General features: G+C 68.7%; 11 protein-coding genes and 1 pseudogene. 9 read left to right on the forward strand and 3 right to left on the reverse strand.

Annotated elements, in window-relative coordinates; translation table 11 throughout:
* Window positions 1-431: 431 nt before the first annotated feature.
* From Manayef4_RS08035 to Manayef4_RS22680, 3 genes are read right to left on the reverse strand one after another with little or no spacing between them, the layout of a single operon-like run.
* Window positions 432-1688, reverse strand: a complete 1257-nt coding sequence (locus tag Manayef4_RS08035) for a HipA domain-containing protein (RefSeq protein WP_070131165.1) — start codon at window positions 1686-1688, stop codon at window positions 432-434.
* Window positions 1688-2002 (reverse strand): helix-turn-helix transcriptional regulator, encoded by a 315-nt coding sequence (locus tag Manayef4_RS08040; RefSeq protein WP_049760933.1) that lies wholly within the window; start codon window positions 2000-2002, stop codon window positions 1688-1690. The genes Manayef4_RS08035 and Manayef4_RS08040 overlap by 1 nt, the downstream gene beginning before the upstream one ends.
* Window positions 2003-2041: 39 nt before the next feature.
* On the reverse strand, window positions 2042-2314 hold the full coding sequence (locus tag Manayef4_RS22680; RefSeq protein WP_011437123.1) for a transposase: 273 nt from the start codon (window positions 2312-2314) through the stop codon (window positions 2042-2044).
* Between the two features lie 453 nt (window positions 2315-2767).
* Between Manayef4_RS22680 and Manayef4_RS08050 the strand changes: the two are divergent.
* The 9 genes and pseudogenes from Manayef4_RS08050 to Manayef4_RS08090 form a co-directional block, all read left to right on the forward strand.
* Window positions 2768-2962 (forward strand): annotated as a pseudogene (locus tag Manayef4_RS08050) (NADP-dependent oxidoreductase); the annotation flags it as partial.
* A 54-nt stretch (window positions 2963-3016) separates the two neighbouring features.
* Window positions 3017-3934, forward strand: a complete 918-nt coding sequence (locus Manayef4_RS08055; RefSeq protein ID WP_070131166.1) for an NADP-dependent oxidoreductase — start codon at window positions 3017-3019, stop codon at window positions 3932-3934.
* Between the two features lie 553 nt (window positions 3935-4487).
* Window positions 4488-8015 carry a DISARM system SNF2-like helicase DrmD gene (gene drmD / locus Manayef4_RS08060; protein WP_070131167.1) on the forward strand — a complete coding sequence of 1176 codons (3528 nt, stop codon included), beginning with the start codon at window positions 4488-4490 and terminating at the stop codon, window positions 8013-8015.
* A complete protein-coding gene (locus tag Manayef4_RS08065; RefSeq protein WP_070131168.1) occupies window positions 8012-12349 on the forward strand; it encodes a hypothetical protein in 4338 nt (1445 codons plus the stop codon). The genes drmD and Manayef4_RS08065 overlap by 4 nt, the downstream gene beginning before the upstream one ends.
* A 443-nt stretch (window positions 12350-12792) precedes the next feature.
* Window positions 12793-13338 (forward strand): hypothetical protein, encoded by a 546-nt coding sequence (locus Manayef4_RS08070; protein ID WP_070131169.1) that lies wholly within the window; start codon window positions 12793-12795, stop codon window positions 13336-13338.
* 62 nt (window positions 13339-13400) lie between these two features.
* On the forward strand, window positions 13401-13628 hold the full coding sequence (locus Manayef4_RS08075; protein ID WP_023841739.1) for a hypothetical protein: 228 nt from the start codon (window positions 13401-13403) through the stop codon (window positions 13626-13628).
* Between the two features lie 290 nt (window positions 13629-13918).
* Window positions 13919-14332, forward strand: coding sequence for a hypothetical protein (locus Manayef4_RS08080; RefSeq protein WP_070131170.1), 414 nt, complete (start codon window positions 13919-13921; stop codon window positions 14330-14332).
* Window positions 14333-15126: 794 nt separating this feature from the next.
* Window positions 15127-15303 carry a hypothetical protein gene (locus Manayef4_RS24845; RefSeq protein ID WP_157493474.1) on the forward strand — a complete coding sequence of 59 codons (177 nt, stop codon included), beginning with the start codon at window positions 15127-15129 and terminating at the stop codon, window positions 15301-15303.
* Window positions 15304-15498: 195 nt separating this feature from the next.
* The gene (locus Manayef4_RS08090) at window positions 15499-16353 is read left to right on the forward strand and encodes an SAM-dependent methyltransferase (protein ID WP_043591718.1); all 855 of its coding nucleotides are present in this window, start codon (window positions 15499-15501) and stop codon (window positions 16351-16353) included.
* Window positions 16354-16366: the final 13 nt, after the last annotated feature.

Genomic DNA, 16366 nt, shown 5'->3' on the forward strand with positions numbered 1-16366 from the left:
AAGGACGGTAAGGACCGGCGCCACAAGGACGACTGGGATTGGGATTGGGATTGGGACTGAGCTGACGAGAGGACCTGGACGGAACGCCACTGAAATACGGCGAACCGCTAGGAGAAACATGTAGCGGGGTTGGCGAGGGCGTCCGGCACGGGTTCCAATCGGCAATGACCGCCCGGGTTTTCCGGCCGCCGCGGCGCCGGACACCGTAGCTCTACGGTGTCCGGCGCTCGCGTCCCGTGGCCGCCACGCGCGGGTAGCGGGAAGGCGGCGCTCCGGCTCCCCTCCAGCGTCTATGACATCGTTGAGTGTGTCACGGACGACGGTGAGCAAGGCGATGAGCTGATCGTGTCTGGTGGCGGGGCCGCCGGCATGTCCGAGGATTGACCGATAGGCCGGACGGGGCCGGGTGACGCCCGATACCGGAGCCAATCTCAAGGCACCCTGAGAGCACGGGCGATCCGTCGTTGTTCGCTCTCGTAGGCCGCTGCCATCCGGTCGGCCTGGCTTTTCGGGATGCCGAGCCCGGCTGCGGCCTGCCGCCAGCCCGCCGTGGCGGTCTCCACCTCCCTGACGAGGTCGCGGGCCCTCGGCGGCGACAAGCGGAAGTAGTTGCCCACCGACAGCGCGAGGTCGATGCTTGCGTCGGTGTTGTCGAGATCGACGGCCGTGCTCAGCCGGGCCGGGTTGTCCGGATTGGGGTTGAGGTCGTAGGCAGGAGAGAGCGCCCAGCCGTCTCGCTCGCGCAGGAACGCGTGATTGCGCAGGTGGTCGTCGGTGTTCCCGGTCAGGATGGAGAACAGGATCCGCCGGTAGAGCTCACRCAGGTCGGCGTCAGCTCTCGGCGAGTAGCGTTCGATCACCTCGGCGATCTCGAGGTAGCYGCGAAGGTCCCCGTCGGAGGCCTCGAGCATTGTCAGGGCGCTTGCGAACCCCAGACGCCGCGCGCCGATGCGGTCGAAGCGGCTCAGGAGCAGTACGTGCCGGCCGGTAACGGTCAGCAGTTCCGACTCCGCCACGGTGAGCCCCGCTCTGCGAGCGAGCCTCAATTGTACCTCCTCCCAACCGGCCACGTCCCATTCGTCACTGTCCGAACGCGGGAACTTGGCGATCGAGAGCCGCCCGGACACGTCCCGCACCGCCGCCTTGGGGCGCGCGCCGCCGAGCGAGCTACCTGCGTCGATGAGGTCCGCGAGGTCGCGGTCGAAGTCGCCCTCCGCGCGGACGCGGTCGGCTGCTCGCATGAGCCGGGCCAGGTCGATCAGCCGTGGGACCGCGTGCCGGTGCGTCGAATAGTAGGTGGCGGTCGCCGGCTGGCGGAACCTGACACCTCCCTGGCGGGTGTCGTCGCGGACGCCGAGAAGGAAGTCGGCCTTACCGAGAGTGCGAGGTGTGGTCTCGGCGGCGCGGGCGCGCTCGCGCTCCTCACGCCTCATGAGGTTCTCACCCCATCGGTCGGGGGCGCTGTCGGCGAACGCGTTGAAGATGGCCGACCCCGCCGGCGTGTGGAAGACGCCGGCGGCTCTGGCCAGCGCCGGGTCGAGGTCGTATCCGGCCGGGTTGGTCAGGTAGGCGTCGGCATATCGGAACGTGGCGCTCTGTCCGCCGCGGTTGTGAAGCCACAACGTCCCTGCGGCGGTCTCCTGCCCGTCGATCTCGACGGTGACCTCGACAGGATCCCGTCCGGCCATCAGCGCCGTACTCGCTTGGGGAGGATCTCGTCCATGCGCAGCCGGCCGACGTCGGTCTCGTACGGGTCGGTGGCCCTGACGACGGCATCCATGATCCCGATGGTGCGTAGCACCCTGAACAGGTTCTCGGTGCTCGCGGTGCCCTTACCCTGCTCGATGGCGCGCAGCGTGTCCCGGGAGATCCCGGCTCGCTGGGCGACCTGGGCCGCGGTCAGCCGGTTCAGCTTCCGCCAGGTCGACACATGCTCGCCGAGCAGACGCAGCGACCGCGCCACCGACAACGGCGTGGCATGCGAGGCCCTGTCGCCGACCATAGCCAACATCATACGAGTCTACGGCGGTTAAGTTCGCCGTTAAGTGCGGCTCCTCCGTGTGGTGGCCGACCAGGTGGGRCAGGCCGGGGCGAAGACGGTCATGACGGGTAGATCGCGTGCCCACCCGAGCCGTCTGAGCCAGTGGCGGTCTCCGGATTCCACGTCCTTGGCTTTCTTCACCCATTTTCCCAGCGTCATCTCATGGACGCCGATGTTCCGGGCGACCTCGGCGACCGGACGGCTGCCGTCGATGACGAAGGCTACCGCTTGCTCCTTGTACTCCTCGGTGAATCCGCGACGTGTCGCGCCCATAGCTCGCTCTCCCGGCAGATCGGGCAGCTACCTCAGGTATCCACCGAAGCGGGTACGATCCAGGCATCAGTCGCAAGACCCTACAAAAGCTCAGTTGACTGGCAGGGCGCTGATATCCGAACCCTGCGATATTCGACGATCTTGGTGTTGTGTGACGCCGGCATCGGGTCTCGTCTCCTGGAGCCCGCCGGTCCGAAGCGAGCTGTCGCGGGCGCGGCGTGACCATCTTCCTGATTCCACACCAGCTGGCCAGGGCGGAGCGGCTGTGGACCGGGTCTCGATCCTGACACCACGCTGCGTCTGATCGGCCGCGCCGGCGGAGTTGCGCACCCGGCCGTTCGCCCGCAGGCTGGAGATTCGGGGCCGCACCGTGCCGTCTGACCCGGACTTCATCGGTGTCGGYGGATGGCACCGCGATCTGTCCGGCGCTTCCTGCTGACCCTGCGGATGGGTGGCTTGGCCATCGGCTTTGTTGTCATGTCCGATCGTGCCCAACTGGGTGAGATCGTCCGGCGGGCGCGGAATGGGCGGCGGAATGGACGGCTGTGGACGAACATCGGCAGCATCGCAACTCTCGACGATGCCGTCGCGGCCTTCGGCCCGACCGGGCGGATCGGCGGGCAGACGATCGTCCGCGTTCGTCCGTGAGCGACACGTGCCCACCACTGTGCCCAAGACAAATGGCCGGGGAGGCAGTTACCCATGAAGGCGATCGTCGTGACGGACCAGGCTGCGGGAACGGCCGGGATGAGCCTGGTGGAGCGGCCCGAGCCGTCGGCGGCGATCAACGACGTCGTCGTTGAGGTTCATGCGTCGGGTTTCGTCCCGACTGAGATGGCGTGGCCCTCGACCTGGACCGATCGTCTCGACCGTGACCGAACACCGTCGATCCCCGGGCATGAGCTGGCCGGAGTGGTCACGGTCCTCGGCTATGGCACGACGGGGCTGTCGGTGGGACAGCGGGTGTTCGGCCTCTCGGACTGGCATCGCGACGGCACCCTGGCGCAGTATGTGGCCGTCGAGGCACGCAATCTCGCACCGCTCCCGGGCGACGTCGACTTCACGGTGGGCGCGAGCCTGCCGATTTYGGGGCTGACCGCGTGGCAGGGGCTGTTCGAGCACGGCCGCCTTCAGGCGGGGCAGAGCGTGCTCGTGCATGGCACGGCCGGCGCAGTCGGGACGATGGTGACGCAGCTCGCGCGCGAGTTCGGTGCGTACGTCATCGGCACCGGACGCGCTGCCGACCGGCAGAAGGCGCTCGACTTCGGCGCGCAGGAGTTCGTCGACCTTGAGAACGACGCGCTGGAGGACGTAGGCGGGGTCGATCTGGTCTTCGATGTCATCGGCGGCGACATCCAGAAGTGGTCCGCGGGTCTGGTTCGAGCCGGGGGAACGCTGGTGTCCGTCGTCGGACCGGTCGGGGCGCGGCCCGCCGACGGCCTGGCAGTCGACTTCGTTGTCGAGTCCGATCGCGTTCAACTGGGTGAGATCGTACAGCGGGTGCGCGACGGACGGCTGCGAACGAACATCGGCAACGTCGCGACCATCGACAATGCCGTCGCCGCCCTCAATCCGACCGAGCGACGTAAGGGAAAGACGATCATCAACCTTCGTCCGTGAGGACTTCGGGGACAGCGACCGGTCCTGCCCTCCTCATGGATCAGCGTCAGCCGTGTGGCCAGGCGAGGGGTCGATTGGTCCGCATTCGTCTGCGAGGCGGTGTGAGGTGGAGGACGGGATCGGCGGGCAAGGGTTTGTGGCACAGCGTGTACGCACCGTTCGTGGGGGCGTCAGCGTGGGTCGGTGCCGCCGACGAACCAGCCGCTTCCGCGCGAGTTCATCCACATCCCGGAACGGACGAACACGAGTGACCTCGTCCTCAGCCTGACCGGGGGTGTCAGCGACCTTGAGGCGGCACTTCGTGACTATGTGATCACGGATGCCTTGGTGGTCAACGAGGGTTGGGCGCGCTCTCGGGCCTTGAGACCGTGCCCAACCTCCACAACTTTCTGGCGCGGACGGGTCGCGGCGTCTGGTGCGGACGGGTCGCGGCGTCTGGTGCGGACGGGTCGCGGCCGGCGGCCGGGGCTCCCGCGGCACCACGATGTCGAGACCCGGTCCGCCATGGGCCATGTTGGTGAATTGAGTTCACAGATGCTAATCTACCCCCTGGATGTCCGTTAGGTCTGAGATGGGGACCGAAGAGGGCCGGCACGGTGCCACCGGGCCGGGAATCGGTCGCCCGGCGTCCTGCCAGACTGGTCGGGCTGTTCACCAAGGGGGGTATCAGGTGCCGAGTTCGACGACCGAACGTGCTCCGTCAGCACGCCGCGTCCGCCAGCAGGCCATGGGCGGGACGGGGCCGGGCCCGGGGGCGCCGGCATCTGACGAGCGTCCCGACATCGGCGCGCTGGTGGAGGTCCGTGGTCAGAAGTGGGTGGTCGCGGACATCGACGGACCGGCCGCCGGCGGGGCGAGGTGGATCGCGGCGGACGTGGGCGCGGCGGACGTGGGCGCGGCGGATAAGGCGGACGCGGCGGGGCCTGACGCCGTCGGGGACGGAGCGGCGCCGAGCACGAGCACGTTGGTCATCCTCCAGAGTGTGGAGGACGGTCGCTACGGCCACACCGTCGAGGTGATCTGGGAGGTCGAGCCGGGCCGGCGGGTCCTGCCCAGCGGTTCGCTGCCCGACGTCACCCGGGGCGGCTTCGACCCACCGGGCCGGCTGGCCGCCTTCCTCGACGCGGTGCGCTGGTCGGCGGTGACCTCCGCGGACGCCCGGCGGCTGCAGGCCCCGTTCCGCTCGGGGGTGGCCGTCGAGGACTACCAGCTCGAGCCGGTGGCGCGCGCCCTTGCGGCGCCCCGGGTGAACCTCCTGCTCGCCGACGATGTCGGCCTCGGTAAGACCATCGAGGCCGGGCTGGTCGCCGAGGAGCTGCTGCTGCGGCACCGGGCGCGCCGCATCATGATCGTCTGTCCGGCCGGGCTCACCCTGAAATGGCGCGACGAGATGGCCGAGAAGTTTGGCCGCGATTTCACGATTATTGACGCGGAGCGCTGCGCGGCGGTCCGTCGCTCGCACGGCAGCGCGGCGAACCCGTTCGAGGTCTACCCGCTGACGATCGTCAGCCTGCCCTGGCTGCGTGGCCCGAAGGCGCAGCGGCTGCTCGACGAGGTGCTGCCCGGCGATGGTCAGCCGACCTACCCGCGGACCTTCGACCTGCTCATTCTCGACGAGGCCCATCACATCGCCCCGGCCGCGCCCAGGCAGGTCTACGCCGTCGACTCCCAGCAGACCAAGCTGATCCGCCGGCTCGCGCCGCACTTCACCCACCGGCTGTTCCTGTCCGCCACCCCGCACAACGGCTACCTCGCCTCGTTCACCGCGCTGCTGGAGATCCTCGACGACCAGCGGTTCGCCCGTGGCGTCGAGCCGGACCGGATGGCCGTGGACGAGGTCGTGGTCCGCCGGTTGAAAAGCAGCATCGAGAACGCGGACGGCACCCCGCGGTTCCCCCGGCGCCRCTCGATCGACATGCCGGTGGTCTATCCGGACGGCGAACGGGAGATCCACGGCCTGCTCAAGGAGTTTGCCGCACTGCGCCGGGCCCGGCTGGATTCGCCGCGCGGCCGCAAGGCGACCGACCTGGTGACCCTGCTGTTGAAGAAGCGGTTGTTCTCCTCCCCGGCGGCGTTCGGCCACACCGTGGGCGTCTACCGGGAGACCCTCGTGTCCCGGCACGGGCGCCCGGTCCACGCGTCCCGCCTCGCGGATGAGGCCGAGCCGGGGATGCCTGGGCCGGGGATGCCTGGGCCGGGGATGCCCGAGCCGTGGATGGAGGACTACTTCGACGACGTCGCGACCCTGGACGACGAGCAGCTCGCCGACGCCGAGGACGACGCCCTCGGCCGGATCGGGCCGATGCAGCTCGATCCCACCGACGGCGAGATCGAGCTGCTGGACCGGATGCGGCGCTGGGCGGACGCCCACGAGGCCGAGCCGGACGCCAAGGCCCGCGCGCTGCTCGATTATCTGAACGCGGTGTGCCGGCCGGACGGGCGGCACTGGTTCGATGAGCGGGTCGTCGTGTTCACCGAGTACCGCGACACGCAGATCTGGCTCGCCGGACTGCTGCGCCAGGAGGGGCTCGCCGGGGAGCGGCTCGGCCTGTTGCACGGCGGGCTGTCCGTTGACGAGCGCGAGCAGCTGCGGCTCGCCTTCCAGGCCGAACCGAGCGAACATCCGATGCGGGTCCTGCTCGCCACCGATGCGGCGAGTGAGGGCATCGACCTGCAGAATCACTGCCATCGGCTGGTCAACTACGACATCCCGTTCAACCCGAACAAGCTGGAGCAGCGGATCGGCCGCATCGACCGGTACGGGCAGCGCCGTTCCCCGGAGATCCGGCACTTCGTCGGCTCCGGCTGGTCGGGCAGCGTCGATTCCTTTGAGGCCGACCTGGAGTTCCTGTCGCGGGTGGTGAAGAAGGTCGCGCAGATGAAGGCCGACCTCGGGTCGGTCAACGCGGTGCTCTCCGATCGGGTGCAGCGTCGGATGCTGGGGGAGCGGATCGACCTCGGTCCCGACGACCTCGACGTCGGTCCGGGCGGCTCCGTGGCCGCCGGAGGCACCGTCCCGGTCGCGGAGAACGTGCGCGAGCAGGTGCGCCGGCTGCGGGCGAACCTCGACGACACGGTCCGCGAGCTCGGCATCACCCCGGCGGCGGTGCGCCGCGTCGTCGGCACGGCACTGAGCCTCGCCCGCCAACAGGCACTCACCCCGTACGTCGACGAGAAGGAGCACGCCGAGGGACTGTTCACGGTGCCGACGCTCACCGGCTCGTGGCAGCGCGCCTCCGCGGGACTCACCGAGAAGCTGCGCCGTGAGGACCTTCCCCCGGGCACGCCGCCGCGCCAGCGGCCGATCACCTTCGACCCGGCCATGGCAAAGGACCGCGACGACGTCGTGCTCGCGCACCTCGGCCACCGCCTCGTCGACATGTCGACAAGGCTGCTGCGGGGCGCCGTCTCCAACGCCGACGTCGGGCTGCACCGCGTCACCGCCGTGCGCTCGGACGATCCGCGCTGCGAGGAGGTGCTGATCGGCGCGTTCTCCCGGTTCGTGCTGGTGGGCGCGGACGGCGTCCGGCTGCACGAGGAGGTCCTGTACGCGGGCGGCTGGGCGCCGGCGACCGGGCGGTTCCGCCGCCTGGAGAACCTGACGGTCCTCGGCGATCTCGTCGGTACCGCGCTCGCCGCCGGCCGGCCCGTCTCCGGGGAGACGCGGGAGCGGCTCGCCGAGCGCTGGCCGGCGGTGCGGCCCGGGGTGCTCTCCGCCCTGGAGTGGCGGACGAGGACCCGCCAGGAGTCGCTGACCCGCCTTCTCGGCCAGCGCCGGGCCGCCGAGGAGAATCGGATCACCACTATCCTCGATCAGTTCGCCGCGACGCTGCGCGGTGCGATCGAGGATCCGGAGAACGACGAGGACGCCCTGTTCAGCCGGTTCGAGATCGCCAGGAGCCGCGAGGAGCTGGCCCAGTACCGCAAGGACCGGCAGGCGTGGCAGGACCGGCTCGACCGGCTCGACCAGGAACGGCGACGGGAGCTCGACGTGATCGCGCAGCGATACCGTGACCCGAGGCAGCACCAGTTCCCCGTCGCGGTCGTCCTGGTCGTGCCGGCAGCGGAGGAGGCGCGATGAGTACCGTGGGTGCCACCACGCGGGGCCGGGGCATCCCCGGAGGTCGCGGCAGCGGTGGCGGCAGCGGTGGCGGTCGGCGCCGGCCGCCCGCGCCGGACGGCTCCGCGCAGCACCGCGAATGGCTGAGCCTCATCGAGGTCAGCGGGCCGTTCCTCAGCCTGCCCGTGCTCCGGCGGGTCTGGCCGACGCTCGACCCGCTGGAGAAGAAGACCCGGGAACGCCTGCGCCGGGAGCACACCGCCTGGCTGGACGATCCCGTCGGCGGCCAGGCGGCCTGGGTGCGTTTCGTTCTCGGCGAGCTACTCGGCTGGGGGAACACGCTCGTCCTGCCCGATGGCACGAACGGCGCGGGTGGCGCGGACGGCGCGAACGGCGCGAACGGCGCGCTGCGCTCGTTCACCGTCGACGTCGGCGAGCACGACGCGCACCTCGTGCCGTCCTTCATCCTCGTCGATCCGGACACAGCGGACACAGTGGCCGCGGGGGACACAGTGGCCGCGGGGGACACAGTGGCCGCGGGGGACACAGTGGCCACGGGGGACACAGTGGCCGGGGGGTCGTCCGAGGTGAAACCGGACGCGGTCCGCGTGCTCGGTCTGGTCGTCGCGCCGTCACAGTCCCCGACGGCGCGGATCGCCGGGCAGGCCTGGGCTGCGACGCCGGTGGACCGGGCGGCGATCGCCTGCCGGCATCACGGGATCGAGCTCGCGCTGGTGACGAACGGCCGGCAGTGGGCGTTGGTTTGGGCGCCGCGCGGCGGGGTGACGGCGACGGCGGTGTTCGACGCGGTGTCCTGGCCGGAGGCGGCCGAGCGCGACGTCGTGCGGGCGTTCGTGTCGTTGCTGTGCCGGCGGCGCTTCTTCGGCGTACCCGACGACGAGACGCTGGTCCCGTTGCTGAAGGCGAGCCTCGGCAGCCAGGAGGAGATCACCGAGGCGCTCGGCGTCCAGGTTCGCCAGGCCGTGGAGCTGCTCGTCGCCGCCTTCGGCCGCTGGCACGTCGCCGAGCGGGACCGGGGTGGCGCCGGGCTGCGCGACGTCGGCGCGCACGACGTCTACCGGGGMGCGGTCGCGGTGATGATGCGCATCGTCTTCCTGCTCTACGCCGAGGAACGCGGCCTGCTGCCCGCCGGCAACGACCTGTACGCGAGTACCTACTCCGCCGGCCGGCTGTGCGCCGAGCTGGAACAGCAGCTTTACGACGGCGCGACCGAGGACGACCTGGAGCAGTCGACGGCGGCCTGGCACCGGCTGCGCGCCCTGTTCACCGCCGTGTACGCGGGGGTCGATCATCCCCGGCTGYGCATGCACGCCTACGCCGGTTCGCTGTTCGACCCGGCCGCCCATCCGTGGCTGCCACTCGGCGTGGACGACCGCACGGTGCTGCACATGCTGCGTGCCGTCCAGTACATCCAGGTCGGCAGCGGGAAGTCCCGGGAGCGGCGGACGCTGAGCTTCCGCTCGCTGGACGTCGAGCAGATCGGTTACGTCTACGAGGGTCTGCTCTCCTACGATGCCGAACGCGCCCCGGCCGCGGAGGTGGTCGTCGGCCTGGCCGGCCGGGAGGGGCTGGAGGCCGAGGCGAAGCTGTCCGAGCTGGAGGAGCTCGCCTCGCGTCACCGGGGCCGCCCGCTGCTCGCCGCCGCGCTCGCCGAGAGGTTCGCCGCCAGCGGGATCGGCGCGCCGAAGGCGGTCGAGCGCCGGCTCGTTCCGTTGGAGGCCGGCGAGCGGGAGGAGGCCCGCAAGGCCCTGCTCGCCGTGACCCGCGGCGACTACCCGACCGCCGAGCGGCTGCTGCCGTTCCACGGCCTGCTGCGCACGGACCTGCGCGGCCAGCCCGTCGTGGTCCTGGAGGACGGGCTGTACGTCACCGAGTCGCCGCTGCGGAAGAACACCGGCACCCACTACACCCCCAGGTTCCTGGCCGAGGAGGTCGCGGACAACACCCTGGAGCCCCTGGTCTACGCCCCCGGGCCGTTGCAGACCGCCGACCGGGGCGCCTGGCGGCTGCGGTCCAGCGCCGACATCCTGTCGCTGAAGGTCGCCGACATCGCGATGGGCTCGGCCGCGTTCCTCGTCGCCGCCGCCCGCTACCTCGGCGACCGGCTGGTGGAGGCGTGGATCCGTGAGGGTGACCCGCGGGCCGCCGGGCACGCCGGGTACGCCGGGTACGCCGGTGACGCCGACGCGGACGACGTCACCGTCGAGGCCCGCCGGCTGGTCATCGAGCACTGCCTGTACGGGGCGGACATCAACCCGATGGCCRTGGAGATGGCGAAGCTGTCGCTCTGGCTGGTGTCGATGGACCCGCGCCGGCCGTTCACCTTCCTGGACGACCGGCTCGTCTCCGGCGACTCCCTGCTCGGTATCACCTCGGTCGAGCAGCTGGAGTACATGCACCTCGACCCGGCCAAGGGCCGGAAGATCCACTCCGACATCTTCGGCTGGACCGCCGGCGTCCGTGAACTGGTCCGCGACGCCGCCGGGCGGCGCCGGGACCTCGTCGAGACCGACGGCTCGTCTCTGGCGGGACTTGCGAGGAAGCGCAGGCTCCTGTCGGGGGTGGAACACGACACCGAGCGGCTGCGGCTCTTCGCCGACCTGACTGCCGGCGCCGCGCTCGTCGGCTATCAGAAATGGTCGGGGACGAGTAACCCGCATGCCCGCGCCGAGATCGACGAGGAGAAGAAGGCCAGCCGGGAAAGCTTCTCCCTGACCGCGGCCCGCCTCGCTGATGAGGTCACCGGCAAGCGGGATGAGACCGAGGCCCGGAAAACGGCACAGTCCTGGTTGGCCACCGATTACGTTCCCGGCGGTTTCCGGCGGAAACCCCTGCACTGGCCGCTGGTCTTCCCCGAGGTCTTCGAGGAGGGCGGTTTCGACGCCGTCCTCGGCAACCCCCCGTTCCTCGGTGGCCAGAAGCTGACCGGTGCACTGGGCGTGGCGTATCGCGAGTACCTCGTCGAGGAGATCGGCGGGGGAGCACGGGGGAGCGCCGATCTGGTCGCCTACTTCGCGCTGCGTGCGCACTCTCTGCTCAACGGTGGCGGTCAGACGGGGCTGATCGCGACGAACACCCTGGCCCAGGGCGATACCCGTGAGGTCGGCCTTGACCAGATTGTCGCTGACGGGAACGTCAWCCGCCGGTCGATCAAGAGCCGGCCCTGGCCGTCGAAGTCCGCGGTCCTGGAATTCAGCGCCGTCTGGACCACAGGGCAGATCGGGCCGGCCGCCGCCCGGTTCGCCGACGGCGTCCAGACCCCCGTGATCGCGCCCTCCCTGGAGCCCGAGGCACGGGTGTCCGGAAATCCTCACCGACTGGAAAAAAGCGCAGGAATCTCCTTTATTGGAAGTTATGTCCTGGGTCTTGGCTTCACGATGGAACCCGCCGAGGCCCGCGYGTTGATCGCGAAGGATCCGCGTCATACCGACGTGCTGTTCCCCTATCTGAACGGTCAGGATCTCAACTCGCGCCCCGACTGCTCGGGCAGTCGTTGGGTCGTCAATTTCCACGACTGGCCTGAGGACCGCGCAAAGCGGTACCGCGACTGTTACGACCAGGTCCGCCTCCTCGTCAAGCCAGAACGTGACCTCAATCGCTTTAGTAAGTCGGCCCGTGAGCGGTGGTGGCSATACGAGCGTTCCAGGCCTGAACTCTACGGCGCTATCGCAGGTATCGGGCGGRTAATCGTCATCACTCTTGTGAGCCGCACGGTGATGCCGGTGATGGTGCCGACCGGGCAGGTGTTCGCGCACAAGCTTGGTGTGTTTGCCACTGACGACGGGGCAATGCTGTCGCTATTGTCGAGCGCGCCCCATTTTTGGTGGGCGATGAGTCGTAGTTCGACGATGAAGGCGGATCTCAACTACTCGCCGTCGGACGTGTTCGAGACCTTGCCGTTGCCTGAACTGACGGGGGAGATGCGGGAATTGGGGGAGGGGTTGGACGGGTTCCGGCGGGAGGCGATGCTGGCGCGGCAGTCAGGGCTCACCAAGAYGTACAATCTGGTTTTCGATCCGGGCTGYAACGATGCCGATATCGCCGAGCTGCGGGAGATCCACCGGCTCATCGACGAGGCGACCTTTCGGGCGTACGGGTGGGTCGATATGATCGACCGGGGCCTGGACCACGGCTTTCATCCGGCCGGGAAGTACACTCGGTACACGATCGGGCCGTGGGCGCAGCGCGAGGTGCTCGACCGCCTCCTCGAACTGAACCACGCCCGGTACGCCGAGGAGGTCGCCGCCGGCCTGCACGAGAATGGCGCGAAGAAGAAAGGCGCCCGCGCCAGGGCGGCCGCATCGCCGGACCAGGGGTCGCTGCTTGACCTGTAGCCGGAGACAGCGAACGACACCCTACGTTTGACGCCGGGCCGCCCGCCCGATTTCCGGGTGACCGGTCCGCGAGAGTTCTCCATTCGCCTTGTCCACCGGCCGAGCCACGCGCGCGGTCGACATTCTGCCGTGCCCGGATTCTCGGGGGGATCCGGGCACGGCCATCCTCCATCCACCTTTTCCGACTTTTCCGAAGCTGTTGACAGAAAGCTCGAAGCGATTCAGAATCGTTGTTGTCCGGGATTGATCTGATCGGCTGGCGATAGCGGGACCTCGCCGCCTTTCTCGGATACCGACGGGTTTCACGGCCGTCCTGTCGGTACATTCTTGCGACCTCGCCCGTCTGCCCAGGCAGCCGGCATCGACCCGCAGCCTGATATTCGACGTCTCGTTCACCACTCTCATCGGCGTGCTATGGCGCGCGCCTTTTCACGGGGGATCTCATGAGTACTGCACGTTTCGCCGTCGCCGCGGTTCTCACTGGCCTGATCGGCCTCACCGGGCTCACCGGCTGCAACCTGGACGACACCTCCGTCTCCTCGACCGGCGCGACGGCCGCGCCCGGCGGTGCCGCGGCGGCCGGCGGGGCCTCCCAGGGGGCGAAGCAGGCCCAGTACGGCGAGGTACTCCAGGTCAGCAAGGGCGGCGAGGTCGCCGCGACGGTGAGCGTCGCCGCGCCGAAGGCGGTCCCGTCCTTCTTCTCGGGTTTCAGCAAGCCCACCAGCGGCCCGGCGTTCGCGACCTTCATGGTGTCGTTCACCTCGGCGAAGGCCGGCTTCGCCGTCAACCCGTTCGACTTCTTCGTCCGCACTCCGGACGGTGYGCGGGTCCAGCCAACGATCGGCTGCGAGCCGGCGTTCAACGCGGCGACCCTCGGCCAGGGGGAGAAGTACCAGGGCTGCCTGACCATCGACGCGGCCCACGGCGTCCTCGTCTACGCCTCCGGCCTGTTCGGCGCGACCGGCCTCGTCGAGTGGCCAGGCTTCTGACCGTCGACCGGCGGCGGCGAGCCACCCCGTACGACACACACCGAGGAGAAGAGAGATCCGGAATGGCMATCATCATGCGGCTCCCCGACGGTTCCATCGAGAGCATCGCGACGACCCACGGCGGTGCGGACGGCAGTCACCTTCGATGCGAACTGATAACCGTTCGACCGGGTGATGAGCGGTACGAGGAGCTGAACGCCCGGTTGGCGGGTCGCCCGCGCCGGGCGAAGAAGGCGCACGGCGTCCTCCGCCGCATCATTCGCGTCGTCCGTCCGGGGCGGCGGGCATGATCCGCCGCGGTGAGCAGCGGCTGGGGCACCGCTGCGGCCCACGCCGCGACCTGACCTGCATTGACGAGCAAGATGTCCATTTTTGTGGATGCACTTTTCTGGCCCGGCTCGGAGACCGTCATCCCAGGTCACGGAATTTTTGACATTCAGCAAGGAAAGGGCGAGGCCAGGGCCTCCGGGCCYCAGTCGGGCCGCTCTCCTGGCACTTCTGGCGTTCTCCAGACACGACCTACTTCTCCATGTAACAATACGATCATGAGCCTTTCGGCTGGCAAGAAGGGGAGAACCGCATGAGTAATGTCACGAATCTGACCGTTCTGATCGACAGCGAGCCCGCGCCGAGCRGCTGGATAAAGATCGACAAGGATCTCAATGCTGGCGCGGGCGGCGCTTATCTGTATTTCGCCTATGAGAAAGGTGCCGGAGATCCCATCACCAACATAATCTTCCTGCTCAACAAGGACGAGTCTGCTMCACCGAGCTATCACCGTATCGACGTCGATCTCAACAAAGGTGCTGGCGGCGCTTACATTTATGCTGCCTTCACTCGGGAGCCCGCCCTGGGCAGCCCGATAGAGGATCTGGATGTCATACTCGGTGACAACAGTGGGATTCRGCCGCAGGCACCGTGGCGGCGTATCGACGTTGATCTCAACAAGGGCGCTGGTGGTAAGTACATTTACCTTGTGTACAGAACCGCTTAAAAATCTAGGTTTTAGGTCGCTGACGAGTCTGTAGACGTAGCAAGGCGTACATACGGCCCCTGGCGCGCGCAGCTCAGGCGGCCATGAACGCGAAACCCCTCCCAGTCACGGGAGAACGGGCGGGGAGGGGTCTGCTGCGGGGAATCTTCCGGAACTRGATGTCGAACCGCTCAAAAGTCCGGGCTTCATAGCTGGGGACCGGGCCGTTGACTAATCTCACCATGTGCTGCCCGCCTGGCGTCACGAGATCTATGAACCAGTTGTGTCGGGATAGGCGGCGTCGAGGTGGCCTCCGACGGCGGTAGAGGGAATGCGTGCTGATTGCTACTCATTTCCTTCCGGTGTGAAGACAATCCATTCTCCGGGTTTGCGAACGGTGAAGCCGGATCTGTTCCGCGCGTGCGATGGAGACCTCGCRTGGAGTGGGCGTTGGCCCGTCGAGGAGGGCTGCCTTTCGTTCGGYTGCGGTGGCGGCCGGGATGCCACCGTCGGGTCGGGGCCGCGGGGGTTCCTGGGAGTCGGGTGACGATCCGATGGGTGCGTCGAGAAGATCGAGTTTGCGTTGGAGGACGGCGGGCTCGGGGCCGGTCTGGCTCGTCCGGGTGGATGCCGGGGTGTCGGGTGGAGCGGTAGCGTCACGGGGCATGGGCGCTCACGCGCCGATTGTGGGGTTTTCGGTGGTGACTGTCGAGGGTCTACCCGACTTCTCGGCGTAGCTATCGGGCTGGCCGCGCCCGGTCGACAGCCGGCCGGTTCGCAGAGGTGTTGCCCGTCCGCCGAGCCGTCCGCCGCCGGTGCGGCTGCTCGCCGAGCGGACCGGCCTGCGGACGGGGTTGTCGGCGGCGATGCGTCGGCGGGAGTTCGTCCCGGTGTACGACCGGGGCAGGTCCTGGTCGATGTGGCGGGTGCGCCCCTCTTCCACCCCGGCCCGTGACTACATCACGTCACCACCGGCCGTTACTGAATGGTAGGYGGGAAAATGTGGATCATGGTGTACCGCGGAGAGCCCCTAAAGCCGCCTGCCACCATCCGCAGGCGAAGCACCATAATTCAGTGACAACACATCCGTTCTCCCTCGGCACCGGCAGCGCCGCAGGTCAGCCGGCCGTCCGATGGAGGTGGCGGGGAACGCCGAGCATACCTAGACGCGATTGAGGGGCCGGGACGTGAGCGACAACCCGACGGATGACCGCTGGAACACGCCAGTGGAGCGGGTGGAGACGGTGGAGCGGGTGGAGCTGCGGACGGACGTGCCGCATTCCGCGCGGATGTACGACTACTTTCTGGCTGGCAAGGACAACTTCCCCGCTGACAGGGAAGCCGCCGAGCGGGCGCTGGAGGTATTCCCGGCCCTGCGCATCGCCGCCCAGCAGAACCGGGCGTTCGTCCACCGCGCCACCCTGTTCCTTGCCAAGGAGGCGGGTATCCGCCAGTTTCTTGACATCGGCACCGGCATCCCGACCTCGCCGAACCTGCATGAGGTCGCCCAGGGTATCGCTCCCGACACGCGGGTGATCTACGTGGACAACGACCCGATCGTCCTCGTGCACGCTCGCGCCCTGCTGACCGGCACACCCGAGGGTCGTATCGCCTATCTGAACGCCGACCTGCGGGAACCGGGGAAGATCCTGGCTTCGGCCGAGGTACGCGACACGCTCGACCTGAGCCGCCCCATCGCGCTGTCCCTGATCGCGATCATGCATTTTCTTCCCGATTCCGATGATCCCTACGGCCTTGTCCGTCGCTACCTCGACGCCCTGCCCTCGGGTAGCTATCTGGCGTTCACTCACTGCACGGCCGATGCCGCGCCGGGGGAGGCCGGACGGCTTGTCGAGGTCTACCGGCAGCGGGGGATCCCCCTCACGACGCGTACCCGCGCCGAAGTCGAACGTTTTTTCGACGGTCTGGAGCTCGTCGAGCCGGGAGTGCAGATCGTCCATCGCTGGCGGGCCGAGGTGACCCCGGACGGCCCGACCGATGCCCAGGTCAGCTGGTACGGCGGTGTTGCCCGGATGCCCTGAGCACTGACCCGCG

It is taken from the genome of Frankia sp. CgMI4 (assembly GCF_001756285.1).
GTDB classification, from domain to species: Bacteria; Actinomycetota; Actinomycetes; order Frankiales; family Frankiaceae; genus Frankia; species Frankia casuarinae.

Excerpts from the sequence above, each read along its gene's own strand:
- Manayef4_RS08040 (WP_049760933.1), bottom strand. The coding sequence starts at position 2,002 with ATGGTCGGCGACAGGGCCTCGCATGCCACGCCGTTGTCGGTGGCGCGG.